A 17,765-nucleotide genomic window follows, 5' to 3' on the forward strand; every position below is an offset into this window, starting at 1 on the left:
CTCTCCCGGGGGCGGGGGTAGGGGTTTCCCCCGTACGGAGTGGGGTGGCCGCGTCACTGCGGGCGGGGGGCGCCCGGCGGTTTGCTTGACGGCATGACGCAGACAGCCGCCGCATCCCTTGCCGGGCAGGTCCACGACCATGTCGCCGTCGCGCGCGACATCGTCAGGTCCTACGGGACGGGTGAGAACGAGGTGACCGCCCTGCGCGGCGTCTCGGCGGCCTTCCCCCGGGGCCGGTTCACCGCGATCATGGGGCCGTCCGGCTCGGGCAAGTCGACGTTCCTGCACTGCATGGCCGGGCTCGACACCGTGACGTCCGGCTCGATCATGATCGGGGACGTGGACATCACCCGGCTGTCGCGGACCCGGCTGACCAAGCTGCGCCGCGACCGGCTCGGGTTCGTGTTCCAGTCGTTCAACCTGCTGCCGATGCTGACGGCGGAGGAGAACATCCGGCTCACCGGCCGCCTCGGGAACCGGCGCCCCGACCGTGAGTGGTTCGACACGATCGTGGACGCGCTCGGGCTGCGGGAGCGGCTGACGCACCGGCCGAGCGAGCTGTCGGGCGGGCAGCAGCAGCGGGTCGCCGTGGCGCGGGCGCTGCTGACCCGGCCGGAGGTCCTGTTCGCCGACGAGCCCACCGGCAACCTCGACTCCCGGTCGGGCGCCGAGGTCCTCGGCTTCCTGCGCGCCGCGGTGGACGCCTACCGGCAGACGGTGATCATGGTGACGCACGATCCGGCGGCCGCCGCGCACGCCGACCGGGTGCTGTTCCTGGCCGACGGGATGATCGTGCACGAGCTGCCCGCGCCGACGATCGACGGCGTCCACGCCGTCATGCGCCGGATGGAGGGCTGACCGCCGTGTGGCTGATCGCGCGCCGCTCCTTCGCCGAAAGCTGGACGCGGCTGGCCGCCACCCTGCTGGCGGCGGTGTTCTCCATCGGGCTGATCGCGGGCACCCTGCAGTTCACGCTGCGGGCGCAGGAGGCGGTGTCGGGCAGCGACGCCAGCGAGTACTCCCGCGCCGACGTGATCGTCCAGGGCGGCTCGGTCGACCGCGACGACCCGTACTCCTCGCCGGACGGCCGGGTCCGGCTGGCCGCCGTGGCGGGACGTCCCGGCGTCGCGGCGGTCGCGGGCGACGCGGCGGTCCAGGTGACCGCGAGCGGCGCGGACGGCAGGCCGATCCTGCCGCCCGCCGGGGCGGGGACGGCGCTGCGGCCGTGGACGTCCGACGGCCGCCTCAACCCCTACCGCCTGGAGTCGGGGCGAGCTCCCGCCGCCGACGGCGAGGTCGCCGTCACCCGGCACGTCGCCCGCGCGGGCGGGCTCGGCACCGGCGACACCCTGAAGGTCCTGCTGCCCAGGCAGAGCCGGGACATGAAGATCGTCGGCATCGTCACCGTGCAGGGGCACAGCGCCGTCGCGAGCGGCGACCTGCTGCTGGCGCCCCCCGGCACCGTCGCCCAGGCCGCGGGCCTCCCGGCGGGGACGTGGCAGAGCGTCTGGGTCAGGGCGTCGGGCGGATCGCCGTCCGGGCTCCGCGCCGCCCTCGCCCGCGACCTCGGCGAGGACGTCACCGTCCGGACGGCGGCGGAGGTCCGGCACGCGCAGTCGGCCGACCTCCAGGGCGCCGGGGCGTCGCTCGGCGGCGTCATCGGCATGCTCTCGTCCGTCGCGGTGTTCGTGGGGCTGTTCGTCGTCGCCAACACCTTCGGCACGCTCGTCCGGCAGCGGACCCGGCGGCTCGCGCTGCTCAGCGCGATCGGCGCGACGCCCCGGCAGATCAAGCGGCTGATCCGGTTCGAGGCCCTCGCCCTCGGCGTCGTCGCCTCCGCCGGCGGCGTGGCGCTCGGCTTCCCGGTGTCGGCCCTGCTCACCCACCTGTTCGCCGAGGACGGCTTCGACATCTCCGCCGCCGACGCGCAGTTCGGCTGGATCGCGCTCGCGGTGCCCGCCGCGGCGGGCGTCCTCGTCACCCAGCTCGCGGCCCGGCGCGCGGCGAAGCGCGCCGCGAAGATCTCCCCGATGCAGGCGCTGCGGGACGCGAGCACCGAGACGGCGGGCCGCCGCTGGCCGCGCGTCCTCGGCGCCCTGGCGGTGTTCGCCTGCGCCTGGATCTTCTTCGGGGGCGTCTTCGGGATCCGCCACGAGGAGCCGCCGGGCCCCGAACGCACCGCCGGCACCTGCGTGATGGTCCTGCTGGGCTGCATGGTGACCGTGGCGGCGCTCGCCGTCCTCGCCCCCTTCTTCGTCGGCCCCCTCGGCGGCCTGGTCGGCCGCATCGGGACCGCCGTCAGCGGCGAGGCCGGGCGGCTCGCCCGCGCCACCATCACCCGCAGCCCGCGCCGCGTGTCGTCGGCGGCGTCCTCCCTCATGCTCGGCGTCGCGCTGGTCGCCTCGACGGCGATGATCGTCCTGTCGGTGGACGCGCGGTTCGACGAGGCCGGCCGGGAGGTCATGCGTGCCGACCACGCGGTCACCGCGACCGGGATGACCTCGAACGGGCAGGCGCCCATCCCCCGCGACACGGCGCGGAAGGCCGCCGCCGTGCCCGGCGTGTCCGCCGCGGCGGCGCTCACGGTGTCGGAGGTCAAGCTCGTCTCGCCCCCGCCCAGGCGGCCGTCCCCCGAGGAGCCCCCCGAGCCGGTCTACCTCACCGTCACCGGCGCCGACCAGAACGCGCTGCCGTCGGTGCTGAAGCTCGGCGGACGCCTTCCCCGCCTCGGCGACGGACAGGTGGCCCTCACGTCCACGGTCATGAAGGGCCAGAACATCAGGAAGGGGCAGCGGTTCGTGGTGCGCGGCGCCCGCGGCCGGGTCACGCTCACCGTGGCCGCCGCCTACCACGACCCGTCCCACCTGTTCGCCGACCAGGCCCTCGTCTCGGACGCGACGATGGACCGGCTCGACCCGGACGCGGCCGCGCAGGTGGTCCTCGTCCGCGGCGGCGCCGAGCGGGCCCTGTCCCGCGCGTTCGCGGACGCGCCGGGCCTGAAGGTGGTCGACGGGACCGGCTACGTGAAGGCGGCGTCCGACGCGATGACCAAGGGAATGAGCGTCATCTACGGGTTCATCGGCATGGCGCTCGTCCTCGCCCTGTTCGGCATGGCGACCACCGTGTCGATGAGCGTCGGCGAGCGGACCCGCGAGTTCGGCCTGCTCGGCGCCGTCGGCGCCACGTCGGCGCAGATCCGCTCGATCGTCCGCTGGGAGGCCGCGACGGTCGTCCTGCTCGGCGGCCTCCTCGGCCTCGGCACGGCCCTCGGCACGGCGTCCCTCCTGCACGTCGCCACCGGCAGCTCGTTCCTCACCCCGAACGCCCCCTGGTGGCTCTTCGCCGCAGTGATCATCGGCGCCGCCGCCGTCACCTACGCCACCACGGCCCTCCCAGCGAAAAAAGCGGTTCTTATTGCGTCTCCTGTGCGTGAGGGCCCTGGGGGCCCTCACGCACAGGAGACGCGGCGATCGCCGGCATCGCTCCGGCTCGCCTTGCGGCTCGCTGCGCGATCAGTTTCTCGCAAGCTCGAAACCGGCTTCGCACGCGATCGCACACCCTGAGGTTGTTGACGGCTGGGGCAAAAGCCCCGCCCCCGTTCCAGGGCCTGCGCGCACGTACGAAAAGACCGGTCAGCGCGCTTCCTGGCCGAGACCTGCGAGCCGTGATGCGCCAAGGGGGCAGGAGAGGTCGGTGAGGTGGGCGTACAGGCGTTTGGGCCCGTGTATTTGATCAGCCGATCAGTAGGCCCCATGGCGGTGGCAGGACATCAGGTGATCGTCTACCAGGCCGCAGGCCTGCATGAGGGCGTAGGCGGTGGTGGGGCCCACGAAGCGGAAGCCGTGCTTCTTCAGCTCCTTGGCAAGGGCCTTCGAGGCGTCGGTGTAGGCGGGGACCTCGGACATGTCGGTGTAGGACGGGGAGTCGGGGTCGGCGTGGCGCCAGACGGCGGCGGCGAGGCCGCCGGGCAGGCCGAGGGCCGCGCGGGCGTTGGCGACGGTGGCCTCGATCTTGGCGCGGTTGCGGACGATGGCGGCGTCGGCCATGAGGCGCTCGACGTCGTCCGGCCCGAACGCGGCGACCTTCTCGGGGTCGAAGCCGTGGAACGCGGCGCGGAACCCCTCGCGCTTGCGCAGGATCGTCAGCCACGACAGGCCGGACTGGAACGCCTCCAGGCACAGCCGCTCGTAGAGGCCCTGGTCGTCGCGGACCGGACGGCCCCATTCCTCGTCGTGGTAGGCGACGTAGTCGGGCGTCGACAGCCCCCACGGGCAGCGCGCCAGCCCGTCCTCGCCGATAATCGCGGTGCTCACCCGCCCGTTCTACCTCATGGCTGCGACAGAACGGCGAGGCGGCGCAGCCCGATCGTCATGAACGCCCTCACGACGGGGCCCGCGACCAGCCAGGCGGCGCGGCCGAGGGGGCCGAGGGGCAGGTCGACGCGCTCGGCCCAGACGACGCGGCTGCCGGAGCCCTCGGGGACGACCTTGAAGAACGCCTCGCCGCGCACGACGCGGCCGGTGTGCCGGACCGCGACGCGGCGGCCGGCCCGCCAGTCGGTGATCACCATGGTGTCGAGGAAGCCGACCGGACCGACGCCCGTCCGCGCCCGCAGCTCGTCGCCGACCTTGTCGCCGCCCTCCGCGCTGGTGAACGGCATCCACTCGGCGTGCCGCGGCCAGTCGGTGAGGACGTCGAAGAGCCGCTCGGGCGGGGCGGCCGAGACCGCCTCCGCGTGGACCGCGACGGCGCTCACCGGCTCTCCTCCGTGTCCGCCTCGAAGTCCGCCTCGAACGCCTCCTTGCGGAGCGGGACCCGGGCGGCGGGCTCCTCGATGCCGTGCAGGGCGCCGACCGGGGTGGCCGGCTCGTCGTCGGCGGCGCGCTCGCGGACGTCGTGGAGCTGCCGCTCCAGGTCCGCCACGCGGGCGTCGCGCTCGTGCAGGGCCTCGGTGAGGCGGTGGAAGGCGTCGTCCGTCACGTGCGGCTGGTACCCCCACAGAGTGCGGGGGAACCGGAGGTGGGAGCCGTCCCAGCCGAGGACGGGCCGCCCCTCGTCGTCCACGCCGACCGGCGGATAGTCGGGATGGGCCTCGGCCAGCTCGCCGCCCCGCCCCATGGCGAGGACGACGACGGCGCCCAGCACGGCCACGCCGGCCAGGATGAGAACCACGACCACGGTCACGCTCCGATCTGACGGCACCCCATCGGGGAAGACGATCCCCCGTCCCCGATCGTGCCACGCCCGGCGGCATGGGGTTGCACGAGCGCGGGGTCCGTCCACCGGACGCGCCGGTTCCCGGCGGGCCGCGGACGCGGTAACGGACGCGGGCACGGCGCCCCCGGCGAGCCGGAGGGGCGGCTCGTCGCGTCCGGGGACGCCGTGCTGGTCACGCTGGTGGCGGGCGCGTGCGGCCCGGTCCTCAGCCGCGCAGGCGGTGCCAGGGGCCGCTGATCGCGAACGTGGCGCCCGGGTCGGACTGGCGGTTGGCGAACAGGAGACGCCCGTCCGGGGAGAACGTCACGCCGGTGAACTCGCTGCCGTTGAGGGCGTTGCGGGCCATCGCGAACGGCTCGTTCCGGCGGGTGGTGCCGATAAGGTACTGCTCGCCGTCGCCGTCCTCGGCGAGGATCACGCCGCCGCCGTAGGGGGAGACGGTGATGTTGTCGGGGCCGTCGAAGCGCCCGCCCGGCTTGAAGACGAGCTGCAGCTCGATCTCGCCCCGGTGCGGGTCGTAGGTCCAGACCTGCCCGGCGTGGTCGGCGGCGCCGCCGTCGGCCTTCCGGGAGTAGCTGCACACGAAGTAGGCCTTGCCGTGGCCCCACCAGGCGCCTTCGAGCTTCTGGCTCCGCGTGATCGTGTCGAACTGCTTGCGGACCGACGTCTGCCTCGCCGACGGGTCGGGCACCTCCACCCATCCGGCGCGCAGCCGCGTCCCGGGCTCCTGGACGGCCGAGAGGTCCGGGACTCCGCGGACGTTCAGCGCCTCCAGCTTCCCGCCCGACATGTAGGCGTGGTAGCCGCCGCGGTGGGCACTGGGCCGGAACCGGTAGAAGAGCCCGAACGGCTTGGCGGCGTCCTCGGTCAGGTACGCGGTGAGCGTGTGCGGGTCGACGGCGACGGCCTCGTGCGCGAACCGGCCGAGCCCGGTGAGCGGGACGGGCTCGGTCCCGCGGCCGGACGGGTCGACCTCGAACACCCAGCCGTGGCTCTTGGTCTCGCCCGCGAAGCCTTCGGTCTCCTCGCAGGTCAGCCACGTCCCCCACGGGGTCCGTCCGCCCGCGCAGTTGGTGGACGTCCCGGCGAGGCTGACGTACTGCGACAGCAGGTTGCCCAGGCTGTCGACCTCCAGCGTGGTGGTGCCGCCGTTGGCGGCCGGGTCGTAGGTCCACTCGGGACGGCCCACGGCGCGGGTGCCGTTGTTGCTCTGCTCGTGGTTGCGCACCAGCCGGGTGCGGCCGTGGCGGCTGCCGGAGAACGTGGCCATGCCGTCGTGGTGCCCGGGGACGACGACGCCCTCGGAAATGGGCTCGCCCTCCACCGACAGCGTCTTGTAGGAGAAGCCCTTGGGCAGGTCGAGGACGCCCTTGGGGTCGGGGATCAGCGGGCCGTAGCCGTAGGCCTCCCCTGTTTCGGCGCCGGCGGAGGTCTGGAAGATTCCGTCCAGACTTCCGGCGAGGGCGATGGACAGCGCGCCGGCCGCGCCGCCCTTGACGACTCCGCGACGGGTCACGGACATGGGCACTCCTTCACGTAAGGGGATCACGCGGGAGCCTGGCCGCCGTCGCTGAACCGCGGATGAACGATCACTGGCCGGGAGGAGAAACCCCAGGACAACGTTGGTCCGCGGGCCGTCCGGAGGTCCCGGCGGGCGCGCGGAGCACGGGTCTCAGAGGAGTTCCACCGCGGCGTCGACGGCGGCGGCGACGTCGCCGTCCGGCGGATACAGCAGGGACCGGCCCACCACCAGACCCCGCACCGTCGGCAACCGCAACGCCCGACGCCACCCCTCACGCGCCGCACCCTGATCCGCCGCCACCTCACCCCCCAGCAGCAGAGCCGGCAGCGTCGACGCCGCCATCACCCGCTCCATCTCCGCCACCACCGGCACCTTCAACCACGTGAACGCCGACGTCTCCCCGAGCCCCGAAGCGATCGCGATCGCCCGCATCATCGCCTCCGGCGACAGATCATTACGCACCCGCCCCTCCACCCGGCGCGACACGAACGGCTCCACCATCGCCATCAACCCACGCCCCGCCAACGCCGACACCGCCCCCGCACACGCCTCCAACGTCCGCACCGACGCCGGATCGCGATCATCCACCCGCAACAGCATCTTCCCGCCGTCCAACCCCGACGCCGCGATCGCCCCCGCACCATAGGCAGTGAAACGATCATCGATCTCGAACGCCGACCCCGCCAGACCGCCCCGGTTCATCGAACCGATCACCACCTTGCCCTCCAACACCCCCAAAAGCAGCAGATCCTCCACCACATCCGGCGTCCCCAGCACCCCGTCCACACCCGGACGCTCCAACGCCACGCACAACCGATCCAGCAACGCGCCCCGATCGGCCATCGCCGACCCATCACCACCCGCCGCCAGCGCCCCCCGCGCCGGATGATCAGCCGCCACCAGCATCAACCGCCCCGAAGCCCCCAGCAGCGACCCACGCCGCACCCGCCCCCGAGCCGCCTCCGCGATCGCCCCCGGACGCACCGCCCGCACCTCCGACAACCCCGCGATCCGCTCCCCCCGCGACCCCGCGGAGATCACGAGGCCCGCCCCGCCAGCGCATCGATCATCGTTCACCGTCCTGTCCGCGAAAACGCGCGCGGCGCCGGGCCGCGCCACCCGGCCGCCGAGTCTGGTCAAGATCACGAACGGCTGTCAATCCGCCGCCGGGCGCACCGCCCGCGCCCCGGACGGGCGGATGTTCAGGCCCCGGCGCCCTTGTAGTCCGCGGCCTCGGCGATGGCGGACCCGGCGAGGTCGAAGCCGGCCACGCACGCCAGGTATCCGGGGGCCTCCCAGTCGCCGCCGCCGGGCTCGCCGCCGAGCGGCACGTACGTCCCGCCGGCCTGCCTGACCAGCAGCAGCCCGGCGGCGATGTCCCAGGCGTTGATGGACGAGTCGTAGGCCGCGTCCAGCCATCCGGCGGCGACGTGCGCGAGGGTGAGGGCGGCGCTGCCCGGACGGCGGACGGTGGCGAACGCGTCCACCACCCGTCCGTAGCGCCGCAGCGCCTCCTCGCGGCCGAGGCTCAGGTCGTAGGCGCTCGGATAGGACGTGGCGACGACGGCGGTCTCGTCGCGGGTCGCCCCGCGGCTGTTGATCGGCTCGCCGTTGCAGGCGGCGCCGTCGAGGGACGCGGTGAACATGTCGTCGCGCACCGGGTCGTAGACCACGCCCGCCACCATCTCGCCGCCCAGGGCAGCGCCGATGGACACGCAGAAGAACGGCAGGCCGACGGCGAAGTTGGCCGTCCCGTCGATCGGGTCGACGAACCAGCGCAGGTCGCCGTCCCCGCCGCCGACGCCGCCCTCCTCGCCGACGACCACGCTGCCCGGGGTGTGCTCGGCGAGCACCTCGCGGATCGTCTCCTCCGCCGCCCGGTCGTGCACGGTGACCGGGTCGTGGATGTCGCGCTTGAGATCGACCTCGGGACGCGACCGGAACGCGGTCCGCAGGCGGTCCCCGGTGGCGCGGGCGGCGAGTTCGGCGAGCTCCCGCGAGGCGGGGACATCGGCGTTCATCGGTCTCCTTCGGGTTCGGCAAGGTCACGAAAGCGCACATCACGACCGTATCCGAGCCGCGCGAGGCCCCCGGCCCGGCTGCCGCGGCGGGTGGCCCGGCCACCGGCTGGTGGGCCCGGCAGGCCGGGAAGGCCGTCAAGGCGCACGACCAGCGCTGAGGCCGGTCAGAGCTCGGCCTCCGCGTAGTCCTCGGGGGTGGACTCGATGCGGGGCTGCGACCGCTCCAGGAGGTCGAACGCCTCGGGGACGGTGCTCGTCCAGCCGACGGCGTCCCAGATCTTGGGGCGGGCGAAGCCCTGCTCGGTGAGGCCCTCCATCAGCTCGCGCAGCGGCTCGTAGACGCCGGTCGGGTCCAGGATGACGACGGGCTTCTCGTGCATGGCGAGGACGCGGGCCGTCCACACCTCGAACAGCTCCTCCAGCGTGCCGATGCCGCCGGGCAGGACGAGGAACGCGTCGCTGCGCCGGTCCATCTCGCCCTTGCGGGTCCGCATGTCGGCGGTGACGATCAGCTCGTCGTTGTCCTCGTCGGAGATCTCGACGCTGACCAGCCCTTCGGGGATCACGCCGACCGTGCGGGCGCCGCCGGCGCGCGCGGCGCGGGCGACGGCGCCCATGCACGAGACCTGGGCGCCGCCGCTGACGAGGCTGTGGCCGCGCCGCGCCAGCTCGGCGCCGACCTCGGCGGCGAGGTCGACGTAACGGCGGTCGATCTTGCCGCTGGACGAGCAGAAAACGCAGACGGCGAGGGGGGTGCGGGAGTTCACCCGGCCCAATCTAACGGTTACGCGGTGGCGAGGTCCCGGCGGCGGAGACCGAGCAGGCCGAGGGCGGACAGGACGGCCGCGACCGCGAGCAGCCAGAGCAGCGGCGCGGCCGTGAGGTCGTGCCCGGGCAGTTTCGGGACGTGGGTGAACGGCGAGACGTCCAGGACCCACCGGTTCAGGTCGAGCCCGGCCCCGAAGAGCGTCACGACCGCGCAGACCCCGACCGCGGCCCAGGCGCCGGCGGCGAGCCTCGGCGCGAGGCCGAACAGCGCGAGCGCGATCGCCGCGACGAGCCACACGGCGGGCAGCTGCACGAGCGCGGCGCCGAGGACGCGGGGCACCTCGCGGCCGGGGTCGCCGGTGTCCAGCCCGTGCGCGAGCCCGGCGGCCAGGCCCGCGACGCCGAGCCCGGCGACCGGGCCGAGCAGCGCGAAGACCAGGTGGCCGGACGCCCACCGCAGCCGCCCGACGGGGGTGGCGAGCAGCGCTTCGGCGCGCTGCCCGGTCTCCTCGGCGCGCAGCCGCAGCGTGGCCGAGACCGCGTAGGCGGCGGCGATCAGGCCGAGCATGCTCATGATCGAGGCGAAGTAGGCGTCGGTGATCCCGCCCTGCCCGCCGAGCCGGGTGAAGATCTTCTCCAGTTCGGGGTTGTCCTTGACCATGTCGCCGACGCCGCCGGCGACCGCGCCGTACACGACGCCGAGCGCGGCGAAACCGGCGAGCCAGCCGTAGAGGGCGCGGCTCTGCAGCCGCCAGCCGAGGCCGAGGGACCCCGAGAGCGTGCGCGGGGCGTCCGCGGGGCCGAGCTTGGGCGGCAGCACGCCCGCGCCCACGTCCCGGCGCGCCGACAGCAGCCCCGCGGCGGCGACCAGGGCGGCGGTGAGCACGGCGGTGAGCGCGAGCGTCCACCAGCGCTCGCCGCCGTAGGCGCGCAGGCGGTTCTCCCAGCCGAGCGGGGACAGCCAGCCCAGCCACGACAGCCCGTTGCCGGCGCCGCCGACGTCGGCGGCCATCCGGACGACGAACGCCGCGCCCGCGCCCTCGCTGAGCTGGGCGGTGACGCCCGCGACGGCGGCGAAGACGCATCCGGCGGCGGCGAGTTGCAGGCCGAACGCCAGCGAGCCCGCGAACGGCAGGCCCTGCGCGGTCATGCCCGCGGTCAGCAGGACGGCGAGGACGAGGTTCGCCGCCGTCGTCACGGCGAGCGCGGCGGCCAGGCCGGCGCCGCGCCCGGTGACGGTGGCGCCGAGCAGCTCGCGGCGGCCCGCCTCCTCCTCGGTCCGGGTGTGCCGGACGACGGTGAGCACGCTGATCAGCGCGACGACCACCGGGATGAACCCGGAGCGCTGCGCGATGATCGCGCCGAGGCTCGTGTCGTACAGCGGCCCGTAGAGGGCGAGGAACGTCGGGTTGTTCCCCGTCGTCCGCCCGTAGGCGAGGCGCTCGGCGGCCGTCGGGTAGAGGCTGTCGGTGGCCGCCACGAAGTTGATCGGGATCAGCGCCAGCACGATCACCCAGGACGGCAGCAGGAACCGGTCGCGGCGCAGGATCAGCCTGATCAGCCCGCCGGTCCCGGTGAGCGACCGCAGCGGCGTCGCGCGCGGAGTCGCGGCCGCCCGCGCCTCGTGGACCGCCGCGCTCATCGCGCCGCCTCCGATGCGGGCTCGTCCTTGTAGTGGCGCAGGAACAGCTCCTCCAGCGTCGGCGGGCGGCTGCTCAGGCTCCGCACGCCGACCTCCGTGAGCCGCCGGAGCGCCGCGTCCAGCTCGGGGGTGTCCACCTCGAACCGGATCTTGTTTCCGTCGATGCGGACGTCGTGCGCGCCGGGCAGCGGCAGCCCGTCCGGCGCCGACGCCAGCTCCGCGTCGATGGACGTGCGGGTCAGGTGCCGCAGCTCGTCCAGCGTCCCGGACTCCACCGCGACGCCCCTGCGGATGATCGTCACCCGGTCGCAGAGCGCCTCGACCTCGGACAGGATGTGGCTGGACAGCAGCACGGTCCGGCCGTCGCGCCGCTCCTCACGGACGCACTCCTGGAACACCTCCTCCATGAGGGGGTCCAGGCCGGAGGTGGGCTCGTCGAGCAGCAGCAGCTCGGCGTCGGACGCCAGCGCGGCGATGAGCCCGACCTTCTGCCGGTTGCCCTTGGAGTAGGCGCGGCCCTTCTTGCGCGGGTCGAGCTCGAACCGGTCGAGCAGCCGGGCCTTGCGGCGCGCGTTCACGCCGCCGCGCATCCGGCCGAGCAGGTCGATCACCTCGCCGCCGGACAGGTTCGGCCACAGCGTGACGTCGCCGGGGACGTAGGCGAGCCTGCGGTGCAGCTCCGTCGCGTCCCGCCACGGGTCGCCGCCGAGCAGCCGCGCGGTGCCCCCGTCGGCGCGCAGCAGGCCGAGCAGGACGCGGATGGTGGTCGACTTCCCGGCGCCGTTCGGGCCGAGGAAGCCGTGCACCTCTCCGGGCCGGACGCTCAGGTCCAGGCCGTCCAGCGCGCGGGTCCGGCCGAAGTTCTTGACCAGGCCGGAGAGGGCTATGGGGGGTGTGTCGGTGGTCACCGGTCCTCCTCGTCGAGGGGTCGCCCGCCGGGGGCGGGCATGGTCCTGAGGGCGGCGCGCGTCTGCGCCACCAGTTCGGGCGACAGGAGCCGGTCGTCGAGGACGTCCAGCATCGCCAGCGCCATGCGGGGGTAGCCGTCGCCCATCAGGACGTCGGCGCCGAGCGCCCGCGACATGTGCTCGTGCAGGACGATCAGGCCGAAGCTCATGCCGGTCATGACCGTCGCGTAGCCGTGCAGGTCCTCGGTGCCGGGCCTCGTCAGGCCGGGCGCGCCGCGGTCGAGCATCTCCTCGCTGAACGCGACCGCGTCGTCGAAGAGCACGGCCGCGGCGGCCGACCCGTCGGTCAGGGCGCGGGCCACGTAGCGCTGGATCGGCAGGGCCGTCCGCATCGCGATCGCGAGGAAGCCCGGGCTCGCCATCCCGCCGTCCAGGGCCTCCTGCTTGGTCTCGCGGATCACCTCGATCACGTGCTCGTCGCAGGCCGCGCGCAGCGCCTCCTTCGTGCCGTAGTGGTGCTGGACGAGGGCCGGCGACACCCCGGCGGCCTTCGCGATGCCCCGGACCGTGGCGCCCTTCACCCCGTGCTCGGCGAACTCCAGCAGGGCCGCGTCCCTGATCCGGGCGCGCCCGGTCAGGTCCTCGGCCCGCTCCCGCGTCGCCATCCCCACCCCCTGTACGAATGTTCAGTTGCCTGTACGCTTGTACACTGTACTCGCGTACAGGCCCCCGTCAACCCGCGTGGGGCGGGCGGTGCGGGCCCGGCGGTCAGCCGCCGGGCAGCTGGCCGAGCGTCACCTGGACCTGCTTCTTCGAACCGTCCGGCTTCTGGATCTCGACCTTCACCGTCTGGCCCGGCCTGAGGTCCGCGAGGACGGTCGTCAGCGCCGTCTGGTCGGGCGTCGCGACGCCGTTCACCGAGAGGATCAGATCGCCCGCCTGGATCCCGGCCTTGGCGGCCCCGCCGCCCTTCTGCACCTCCACGACGGCGACGGCCGACCGCCGGCCGGTCTGCGGGTCGACGATCGTGCGCACCGCCACGCCGAGCGCGGCCCGGCCGGAGTTCGACACCTTCCCCGACTCGATGAGCTGCGGGACGATCCGCTTGACGGTGTCGCTCGGCGTCGCGAACCCGATGCCGGGCGCCGCGGCGCCGATCTGCGGGTCGGAGGCCGCCGCCGTGGGGATGCCGATCACCTGCCCGTCCAGCGTGACCAGCGCGCCGCCGCTGTTGCCCGGGTTGATGTCCGCGCTCGTCTGGATGGCGTCGGCGATCGTCGATCCCTGGAAGGCCCCCTCTCCCTTGGTCGACACCGTCCGGTGCAGCGCGGAGACGATCCCGTTCGTCACGCTTCCGGAGAGGCCGAGCGGGTTGCCCATCGCCAGCACGATCTGCCCGACCTGCGCCTTGCTCGACTCGCCCCACGAGGCCGGTTTCAGCGACCCTCCGCTCACCCGGACGACGGCCAGGTCGTCGGCGGCGAACGCGCCGACCATCGATGCGTTCACCGGGGAGCCGCCCCCGGACGAGGTCACCTGGATCTTCTTCGCCCCCGCGACCACGTGCGCGTTGGTGACGATGTCGCCCTGGGCGTCGAACACGACGCCCGACCCCTCCCCCTGGTCGGTCTGGATCTTCACCACCGACGGCAGGACGGCGTCCACGATCTTCACGTACTGCTGCTGCAGGTCCGACCCCGTCTCCGGCACCGGCGCCGACGTCTGCACCGACGCGGGGCCCGCGTCCCCCGCCCTCCCGGCGTTCTCGGAGTTCCCACTGCACCCGGCGAGCACCACCGCCCCGGCCAGCGCCGCCGCACACGCTCTCGCGCTCCTGTCCACACTCCACCTCCAGAGGGCACCGTTCCCGCCCTCCGCGCGGCGGGCGCCGCGCCGCGCGCGATTTTGCGACGTCATGCCGCAGGCCGGGGCCGGAGCTGATCTTTGAAGGCGCCCGGCGCGCGCCCGGCCGCCCGCGGGGCCCGGCCGGTTTCCCCCGGACGGAGCCGGGTAGCCGTCCGGCCATGGCGCGCGGGAGCGGGCACCGGGGCGTCCCCCACACCGCCGACCTGCGGATCGAGTCGTGGGGGCCGACGCGGGAACGCTGCGTCGCCGAGGCGGTGGCGGGGCTCGTGGGGTCGTTCGCCGACGTCTCCGGCGTCCGCCCGTCCGGCGGCGTCCGGGTGGACGTGCCGCCGGGGCCGGACGCGGACCAGCTCGTCGCCGTCCTGGACGAGGTGATCTACCGCCTGGACGCGGACGGCGCCCTGGTCCTGGACGCCGGGATCGCGCGGGCGCCGGACGGCGGGATCACCGCCCGGCTGGTGACCGGGGACGCGGCGCAGGCGGTGGGGACGGGCGCCGTGCCCAAGGCGGTGTCGCTGCACGACCTGCGGTTCGGCCGGGACGCCCGCGGCTGGTCCTGCGCCGTGACGATCGACGTGTGACGGGCGGCCGGCGCGGGCGACCGGCCGGTCAGCCCTTCACGACGCCCATCGGCACGAGCCGGGCGACCTTCCGGCAGAGCCCCGCGCCCTCGCCCGCCTCGACCACGGCCGACACGTCCTTGTAGGCGTCGGGCGCCTCCTCGGCCAGGCCGCGCCACGACGACGGCCGCACGGCGATGCCCCGCTCCTCCAGCCTCGCCCGCAGCTCCTTGCCGCTGACGGCGCGCGCGGCCTGGTGGCGGCTCCGCACCCGGCCGGCGCCGTGGCACGTGGACGAGAACGCCGGCCCGCCCGGCACGCCGGTCAGCACGTAGGACGCGGTCCCCATCGTCCCGGGGATCAGCACCGGCTGGCCGGCCTCGCGCAGGTCGGGCGGCAGGTCGGGGTGGCCGGGCGGCAGGGCGCGGGTGGCCCCCTTGCGGTGCACGCACAGCCGCCGCCGCTCGCCGTCCACCGCGTGCTCCTCGATCTTGGCCAGGTTGTGCGAGACGTCGTAGACCAGGTCGAGCCGGGCGCCCGCGACCCGCCGGAACACCCGGCGCGCCGCCTGGGCGAGCAGCTGCCGGTTGGCGCGGCCGTAGTTGGCCGCCGCCGCCATCGCGCCCAGGTAGGCGCGGCCCTCGGGAGAGTCGACCGGGGCGCAGGCGAGCTGCCGGTCGGGCACCTCGATGCCGTACCGCGGCATCGCCGCCTCCATCGCCCGGACGTGGTCGGTGCAGATCTGGTGGCCGAGCCCGCGCGACCCGCAGTGGATCATGACGCAGACCTGTCCCGGCCGCAGCCCGAACGCCTCGGCCGCCCCCGCGTCGTAGACCTCGGCGACCCGCTGCACCTCCAGGAAGTGGTTGCCCGAGCCGAGGCTGCCGACCTGGCGGGCGCCGCGCTCCACCGCGCGCTCGCTGACCTGGCCGGGGTCGGCGCCCGCGACCGCCCCCTCGTCCTCGCACCGGCGCAGGTCGCGCTCGTCCCCGTGGCCCCGCTCGACCGCGTACCGGGCTCCCCCGGTGAGGATGCCGGCCAGCTCCCGCCGTCCCGGCAGATGCCAGACCGCGCCCTTGCCCATGCCGCGCGGGATGACGGGGTCGAGGCCGTCCACGAGGTCCCGCAGGACGGGGCCGAGCCCGGCGGCGTCGACGTCCGCCGCCAGCAGCCGGACGCCGCACGAGATGTCGAACCCCACGCCGCCGGGCGAGACCACGCCGCCCTCGCGCGGGTCGGTCGCCGCGACGCCGCCGATCGGGAAGCCGTAGCCCAGGTGGATGTCGGGCATGGCGTAGGAGGCCTCCACCACCCCCGGGAGCGCGGCGACATGGACGACCTGCTCGATCGCGTTCTCGGCGGGCGCCAGCAGCTCCCGGGACGCGAACACCACCCCGGGCACGCGCATGGCGCCGGTCGGCCCGATCCTGAACCGGTAGGGGCCGTCCTCGACCAGGTCGGCGTTCACAAGGCGGGGCTACCCCGGCCCGGCCCCCTCATGCGCTCCCGGTCCCGCTCCCGGCGCTGCCAGGGCCGACGGGTGCGAGGGCGCCCTGCGGGTAGCGTGCGAATCATGCTTGCCGAACCGGCGCCCTCGCTGAGCGATCTCGCGCTCGGCCTGGTCGTGGTGGTCCTGGCGGTCCGGCTGGGACGGTCCCCGGCGCCGCACCGGCACTGGCGCACCGCCTTCTGGTGGGTCGGGATCGCGGCGCTCGCCGGATCCGTCCACCACGGGCTGGTCAAGTACTCGGAGCGGTGGTCCGGGCCGAGCTGGGCCGTGATCAGCGCCATGGTCGTCGTCTCGGTGTCCTACCTGCTGGCGGCCACCGTCGCCGAGGTGCTCGGCCCGCGCCACGGCAGGACGTTCTGGCTGCTGCGCTCGGTGGGGATCGTCGCCTACGCCGTCCTCGCGGCGACCGGGCACGCGGGGGTCGGCGCCCTGCTCGCCTGCGAGGGCCTGACAATGGTGTGCATCCTCGCCCTCTGGGGGTGGGCGGCCTGGCACCGCCACCCGATGGCCGGCCCGGTGATCGTCGCGCTGGCGGCCAGCGCCGCGGCGGCCGCGACCAAGGCGATCGACCCGAGCGTCACCCGCAGCGTCGCGCTGGACCCGACCTCGGTCTACCACCTGGCCCAGATCGTCGGCATGGTGCTGCTCTACCTGGCGGTCGGCAACCCGCGCCGCCCGGACCGCGAGCCGCGCGCCCTCCTCGGATAGCACGGCTCGGCGCCCCGCGCGGCATCGGCGGACGGCTGTGTCCGCGGTGGCACATTCCCCTGACGGAGGTGTCTTCCTTCTGTGCTGAACAGCGGCCTTTCGGACACGGACCGTCACCGTTAGCTTTCAACCCGTGATCCCAAGCCGCCGACCCCCTGGAGGAAAGCGTCCATGACGGCCATCGCCAGCGTCTACCAGCACGACGTCGCCACCTACTGGAACACCGAGCGCAACCCGGTCAACCTGCGGCTCGGCGACGTCTCAGGGATCTACCACCACCACTACGGCATCGGCGAGGTGGACTGGTCGGTCCTGGAGACCCCGGAGGACGCCCGCGAAGAGGCGATCATCGCCGAACTGCACCGGCTGGAGAACGCCCAGGCCCGGTTCCTGCTCGAACACCTCGGCGACATCCGGCCCGACCACCGGCTGATGGACGCCGGCTCGGGCCGCGGCGGCTCCAGCGTCATGGCCAACGCCGCCTTCGGCTGCCAGGTCGACGGGGTGTCGATCTCCCAGGCCCAGGTGGACTTCGCCAACGGGCAGGCCGCCGAGCGCGGCGTGTCCGACAAGGTCCGGTTCCATTTCAAGAACATGCTCGACACGGGCTTCGAGCCGGGCGCGTTCCAGGCGATCTGGAACAACGAGTCGACGATGTACACCGTCCTCGACGACCTGTTCGCGGCGCACTCCCGGCTGCTGGCCCGCGGCGGCCGGTACGTCACCATCACCGGCTGCTACAACGACGTGTACGGGCTGCCGTCCCGGGCGGTGTCGACCATCAACGCCCACTACGTGTGCGACATCCACCCGCGCAGCGCCTACTTCCGCGCGATGGCGGCCAACCGGCTCGTGCCCGTCACCGTGGTCGACCTGACCGCCGACACGATCCCGTACTGGGAGCTGCGCGAGAAGTCGTCGGTCGCGACGGGCATCGAGAGCGCCTTCCTGGAGGCGTACCGCGACGGCAGCTTCCAGTACCTGCTCATCGCCGCCGACCGCATCTGAACCCGTTGACCCGGACCGGTCGCCCTCGGGCGGAG

17 protein-coding genes are annotated in these 17,765 nt (G+C 74.2%); 5 read left to right on the top strand and 12 right to left on the bottom strand.

Going from position 1 to position 17,765, the window contains the following annotated elements:
* Positions 1-93: 93 nt before the first annotated feature.
* Positions 94-858 (top strand): ABC transporter ATP-binding protein, encoded by a 765-nt coding sequence (locus tag ACQEU6_RS19985; protein WP_499333925.1) that lies wholly within the window; start codon positions 94-96, stop codon positions 856-858.
* Positions 859-863: 5 nt separating this feature from the next.
* A complete protein-coding gene (locus ACQEU6_RS19990) occupies positions 864-3,563 on the top strand; it encodes an FtsX-like permease family protein (protein ID WP_499333926.1) in 2,700 nt (899 codons plus the stop codon).
* Positions 3,564-3,740: 177 nt separating this feature from the next.
* Here ACQEU6_RS19990 and ACQEU6_RS19995 read toward each other — a convergent pair whose 3' ends face one another.
* From ACQEU6_RS19995 to ACQEU6_RS20045, 11 genes are all read right to left on the bottom strand, one after another.
* Positions 3,741-4,313: a DNA-3-methyladenine glycosylase I gene (locus ACQEU6_RS19995; RefSeq protein WP_499333927.1), complete on the bottom strand. Its 573-nt coding sequence runs from the start codon at positions 4,311-4,313 to the stop codon at positions 3,741-3,743.
* 14 nt (positions 4,314-4,327) lie between these two features.
* Positions 4,328-4,756, bottom strand: a complete 429-nt coding sequence (locus tag ACQEU6_RS20000; RefSeq protein WP_499333928.1) for an SRPBCC family protein — start codon at positions 4,754-4,756, stop codon at positions 4,328-4,330.
* Complete coding sequence (locus tag ACQEU6_RS20005) at positions 4,753-5,184, bottom strand: hypothetical protein (RefSeq protein WP_499333929.1); 432 nt, start codon at positions 5,182-5,184, stop codon at positions 4,753-4,755. The genes ACQEU6_RS20000 and ACQEU6_RS20005 overlap by 4 nt, the downstream gene beginning before the upstream one ends.
* A 238-nt stretch (positions 5,185-5,422) precedes the next feature.
* Positions 5,423-6,739 (bottom strand): alkaline phosphatase PhoX, encoded by a 1,317-nt coding sequence (locus tag ACQEU6_RS20010; protein ID WP_499333930.1) that lies wholly within the window; start codon positions 6,737-6,739, stop codon positions 5,423-5,425.
* Between the two features lie 150 nt (positions 6,740-6,889).
* Positions 6,890-7,777: a Cgl0159 family (beta/alpha)8-fold protein gene (locus tag ACQEU6_RS20015; RefSeq protein ID WP_499340268.1), complete on the bottom strand. Its 888-nt coding sequence runs from the start codon at positions 7,775-7,777 to the stop codon at positions 6,890-6,892.
* Positions 7,778-7,941: 164 nt separating this feature from the next.
* Entirely contained in the window at positions 7,942-8,760 is an 819-nt protein-coding gene (locus ACQEU6_RS20020; RefSeq protein ID WP_499333932.1) for an inositol monophosphatase family protein, read from the bottom strand.
* A 164-nt stretch (positions 8,761-8,924) separates the two neighbouring features.
* Positions 8,925-9,527, bottom strand: a complete 603-nt coding sequence (locus tag ACQEU6_RS20025; protein ID WP_499333933.1) for an LOG family protein — start codon at positions 9,525-9,527, stop codon at positions 8,925-8,927.
* 17 nt (positions 9,528-9,544) lie between these two features.
* Positions 9,545-11,170, bottom strand: a complete 1,626-nt coding sequence (locus ACQEU6_RS20030) for an ABC transporter permease (protein WP_499333934.1) — start codon at positions 11,168-11,170, stop codon at positions 9,545-9,547.
* On the bottom strand, positions 11,167-12,078 hold the full coding sequence (locus tag ACQEU6_RS20035; protein WP_499333935.1) for an ABC transporter ATP-binding protein: 912 nt from the start codon (positions 12,076-12,078) through the stop codon (positions 11,167-11,169). Before ACQEU6_RS20035 ends, ACQEU6_RS20030 begins: the two co-directional genes overlap by 4 nt.
* Positions 12,075-12,743 carry a TetR/AcrR family transcriptional regulator gene (locus tag ACQEU6_RS20040; RefSeq protein ID WP_499333936.1) on the bottom strand — a complete coding sequence of 223 codons (669 nt, stop codon included), beginning with the start codon at positions 12,741-12,743 and terminating at the stop codon, positions 12,075-12,077. Before ACQEU6_RS20040 ends, ACQEU6_RS20035 begins: the two co-directional genes overlap by 4 nt.
* A gap of 103 nt (positions 12,744-12,846) precedes the next feature.
* Positions 12,847-13,920, bottom strand: a complete 1,074-nt coding sequence (locus ACQEU6_RS20045; RefSeq protein ID WP_499333937.1) for a S1C family serine protease — start codon at positions 13,918-13,920, stop codon at positions 12,847-12,849.
* A 182-nt stretch (positions 13,921-14,102) separates the two neighbouring features.
* Between ACQEU6_RS20045 and ACQEU6_RS20050 the strand changes: the two genes are divergently transcribed.
* Positions 14,103-14,525 (top strand): archease, encoded by a 423-nt coding sequence (locus ACQEU6_RS20050; protein ID WP_499333939.1) that lies wholly within the window; start codon positions 14,103-14,105, stop codon positions 14,523-14,525.
* A 28-nt stretch (positions 14,526-14,553) separates the two neighbouring features.
* Here the strand turns inward: ACQEU6_RS20050 and ACQEU6_RS20055 are convergent, their stop codons facing one another.
* Complete coding sequence (locus tag ACQEU6_RS20055) at positions 14,554-15,972, bottom strand: RtcB family protein (RefSeq protein WP_499333941.1); 1,419 nt, start codon at positions 15,970-15,972, stop codon at positions 14,554-14,556.
* 105 nt (positions 15,973-16,077) lie between these two features.
* Between ACQEU6_RS20055 and ACQEU6_RS20060 the strand changes: the two genes are divergently transcribed.
* Both ACQEU6_RS20060 and ACQEU6_RS20065 read left to right on the top strand, forming a co-directional pair.
* Positions 16,078-16,722: a DUF6962 family protein gene (locus ACQEU6_RS20060; RefSeq protein WP_499333942.1), complete on the top strand. Its 645-nt coding sequence runs from the start codon at positions 16,078-16,080 to the stop codon at positions 16,720-16,722.
* A 171-nt stretch (positions 16,723-16,893) separates the two neighbouring features.
* Positions 16,894-17,730, top strand: a complete 837-nt coding sequence (locus ACQEU6_RS20065; protein WP_499333944.1) for a geranyl diphosphate 2-C-methyltransferase — start codon at positions 16,894-16,896, stop codon at positions 17,728-17,730.
* The last annotated feature ends 35 nt before the right edge of the window (positions 17,731-17,765 follow it).

Origin of the sequence: Spirillospora sp. CA-108201 (genome assembly GCF_050936235.1) — a bacterium.
Taxonomy (GTDB): Bacteria; Actinomycetota; Actinomycetes; order Streptosporangiales; family Streptosporangiaceae; genus Spirillospora.